This is a genomic window from Pseudomonas fuscovaginae SE-1 (genome assembly GCF_000364705.1).
GTDB lineage: Bacteria > Pseudomonadota > Gammaproteobacteria > Pseudomonadales > Pseudomonadaceae > Aquipseudomonas > Aquipseudomonas fuscovaginae_A.
This window is the reverse complement of the sequence record NZ_AQOH01000195.1, coordinates 1-3,089: the sequence shown is the minus strand read 5'-3', so window position 1 is coordinate 3,089 and position 3,089 is coordinate 1. Positions and strand designations below refer to the sequence as shown.

1 protein-coding gene is annotated in these 3,089 nt (G+C 64.4%); it reads right to left on the bottom strand.

The features are described 5' to 3' along the window. Positions 1-3,089, bottom strand: a 3,089-nt coding sequence (locus tag K675_RS30945; RefSeq protein WP_037006732.1) for a filamentous hemagglutinin N-terminal domain-containing protein, incomplete at both ends; no start/stop codon positions are given.

Here is a 3,089-nt window from a genome sequence, read left to right as displayed (position 1 = left end):
CCGCTGATCAGTTGGCCGTTGGTGTTGTCGAGGGTCTGGCCATCGAGCGCCAGGCCGGTCTTGCCCTTGAGCAGGCCCTCGTTGCCGTTGAGAAGCTGGACACTGTCTACGGCCAGGGTGGTATCGGCGAGGACCTTGCCGCCATCGCGGTTATCCAGGCGGTTGGCGGTAATATTGATGTTCGCGTTGGCGGACAGCTCGCCAGCCCGGTTGTCGATCTGCTCGACGTTGAGTTTCAGCGCTTTTGTGGCGCCTACCAAACCGTTCTGGCGGTTGTCCAGGAAAGTGCCGGTGAGGCTCAGGTCGCCGCTAGCGATCAACTGGCCATTCAGGTTGGTAAAAGCGCCTGTGACAGTCAGGTCAGCCTGCCCACGACTGCTGATCTGCCCCTGGCTGTTGTCCAGGCTGGCGCTGCGGCTGTCGAGGGACGCGGCGGAGACCAGGCCCTTGACGTTATTGAGTGCCTGCTCGATGCGCAGGGTCAGGCCCTGGTTGCCCAGCAGCTTGCCGTTGCTGTTGTCCAGGCTCTGCGCCGCCAGGGTGAACGCCTGGGCGCTGGAGATTTCACCGCCCTGGTTGTTCACGCCCTTGAGGTTCTTGAGCACCAGCAGCGGACCGTTGATCAGGCCTGCCTGGTTGTTCAACTGGCCATTGTTCAGGTCCAGGTTCAGTTGGGTCTTGCTGAACAGCTCGCCGTTCCGCTGGTCGAGGCCGGTGACGCTGGCGGTCAGGTCCTTGCCGCTGGCGATACGACCGGAGGTGTTGTCGACCTGGGCCGCGGTCAGGTCCAGGCGGTCATCGCTGACCAGGCGCCCTTCCTGGCTGTTGTCAAATGCCCCGGTGGTCACGCGGACAGCGCCCAGACCGCTGACAAGGCCCTGCTGGCTGTTGTCGAGGCGCGAGCTGGCGAGGGTCAGTCCGTGATCGGTCAGGATCGAACCGCCCTGGTTGAGCACGGCGCCGAGGCTGTCGAGGGACAGGTCACCGGCGCTGCCGATTTTGCCGCTGGTGTTGTCCAGGCTGGCCGCCTTGAGGCTCAAGGCACCTTCGCTGCTGAGCAGGCCGGTGTTGTTGAGCAACGCGCCGTCGAGGCGGATGTCCAGCCCCTTGAGCGACGAGACGGTACCGCCGGTGTTGTCCAGGGAGGTACCGCTCAGGCTGGCACTGCCCTTGGCGAACAACCGGCCCTTGGTCTGGTTGATCAACTGCGCCACGCTCAGGGCCAGGTCGGTCTCGGCAAGCAGCTTGCCGCCATCGCTGTTATCCAGACGCTGGGCATTCAGTTTGACCTTGCCACCGGTGCTGGACAGTTCACCGGCACGGTTGTCGACTTGATCGACATCGACGGTCAGGCCCTGGATGCTGGCAACGGTCCCGCCATTGCGGTTGTCCAGGCTCTTGCCGGTCAGCAGCAGCGCGCCTTGGGCGACCAGTGCCCCGCCCTGCTGGTTCAGGGTGTCGATAGTGGCCGTCACGTCACTCTGGCTGGCGATACGCCCCTGGGCGTTAGCCACTACCTGAGCCTTGAGGGTGACCGGGCCGGTGGCGCTGAGCAGGCCGCCCGTGTTGTCCAGGCGGGTACCTTCGTAAGTGACGGCCGCCTTGCCGAGCAGGTTGCCCTTGTCGCGGTTGTCCAACCGGTCGACCAGCAGCTTGGCATCCTGGTCGGCCTGGATCAGGCCACCACGGTTATCGACCGAGGCACTGCGCAGGATCAGTTGGTCCTTGCCGGCCAGGCTGCCACCACGGTTGTCCAGGCTGTCGGTCTTGAGGTCAATGGCACCGGTAGCGCGCAGCTTGCCTTGCTCACGGTTATCGATAGCACCACGGATCCTGGCGGTCAGGCCGCCACCCGAAGCCAGCACGATACCCGCCGCACGGTTGTCGAGGCTGGCTGCACTGAGGGTCAGCGCACCGCCAGAGCCCAGCGTGCCGCCCTGGTTGTCCAGGGCGCCGCTGAGGTCGATATTCAACCCCAGATCACCTGTCACCTGCCCCTGGACGTTGTCCAGGCTGGCCGCTGCCAGCGTCGTGGTCGCGCCGCCGGAAATGGCTCCGCCACGGTTGTTCAGGCTCTGTGTGGCCGTGATCTTCAGGTCGCGGCTGGCGATCACACTCTTGCCGGCGTTGTTGACGTTCTGTGCGGTGATGCTGACGTCGCCGGTGGCATTACGGCTGTTATCGGCATTGACCCCGGCCTCGATGATGCCGTTGTTGGTCAACTGTCCGCCGCTGCCCAGGGTGATGCGATCCTTGGCCACCAGGTTGTTCTGGCTGGTCAGATCACCGGCGGTCTTCACGTTCAGGGTGGTGCCGGCGTAGACCGGGCCCTTGGCCTCCAGGCTCTGGGCCTTGACGTTGACCGCCCCGGTCGCCGCCGTATCGACCATGCTCAGGTGGCCGTTGGCATCGAGCTGGATATCGCCCCCGCTGGCAACCATCTTGCCATCGAGTTTCACCCCGACACCGGCTTCGGTCCCGACCAACTTGATCGCGCCGGCATACATACCGCCCAGGGCCGAGGAGTCGATCGCCAGTTGCGGTGCACTGGCCGGATCGGCGGCACGGGCAGTGGCCTTTAGGGTCTTGGCATCGACGTCGTTGGCCCCAGTGATGATCGCCAGGTTCTTCGCCTGGATCTCGGCATTCAACTTGGCCGAGCGGGTGATGATCTCGAAGCGGTCGATGTTGTTGGCGTTCAGGCCAGCGCCTTCGAGGGAGACGCTACCCTGGTCGACCTGATAGCGGCTGACCTGGCCGTTTTCGATCACCGCCTTGCCGGTGGTCAGCGTCGCCTGAGGGGTGTTGATGAAGCCGCAGCCGTTACAGGTGATGCCATAGGGGTTGGCAACAATGACATGAGCCGACTGCCCCGCCACCTCGGTGTAGCCACGCAACTGGCTCGGGCTGCCACCGTTGACCTCGTTGAGAATGGTCGACGCGGCGCGGCCGTTGAGGTTGCTGTTGCCGAGAATGATCCCGCCCAGTTGCGTCGACTGGGTACGGCCGGTGGCGTTGTTGAGGATGACGCCGTTGCTGCCGACGTTGTAGTCCTGGAACTGGTTGTGCGACAGGCCGCTGCCGTTCGG